This window comes from Streptomyces sp. P17, assembly GCF_032436805.1.
Taxonomy (GTDB): Bacteria; Actinomycetota; Actinomycetes; order Streptomycetales; family Streptomycetaceae; genus Streptomyces.
Genome location: NZ_JAVRBF010000706.1, coordinates 1 through 278, shown reverse-complemented (window position 1 = coordinate 278; position 278 = coordinate 1). Strand labels below are relative to the sequence as shown.

The 278-nt window shown below is 68.7% G+C and carries 1 protein-coding gene; it reads left to right on the top strand.

The genetic code is table 11. The annotated features are described in order from the left end of the window. On the top strand, positions 1-278 hold a 278-nt coding region (locus RMT89_RS42675; protein WP_315889141.1), incomplete at both ends, for a glycosyltransferase.

Here is a 278-nt window from a genome sequence, read left to right as displayed (position 1 = left end):
CCGCCCGCGCTTCGTCACCCTTGGAACCATCGAGCCGCGCAAGAATCACGCGCTGTTGCTGGATGTCTGGGACAGCCTGCCGCCCCCGCGCCCTCAGCTTGTGGTGATCGGACGGCGGGGCTGGGCCGATCAGGCGCTGTTTGCCCGCATCGCGGCCACCCCGGACGTGGCCGAGTTCAACACTCTGGACGACGGGCAGGTGGCCGCCGTCCTGACCGGCGCGCAGGCTTTGCTGATGCCGTCCTTTGCTGAAGGCTTTGGCCTGCCGCTGACCGAAG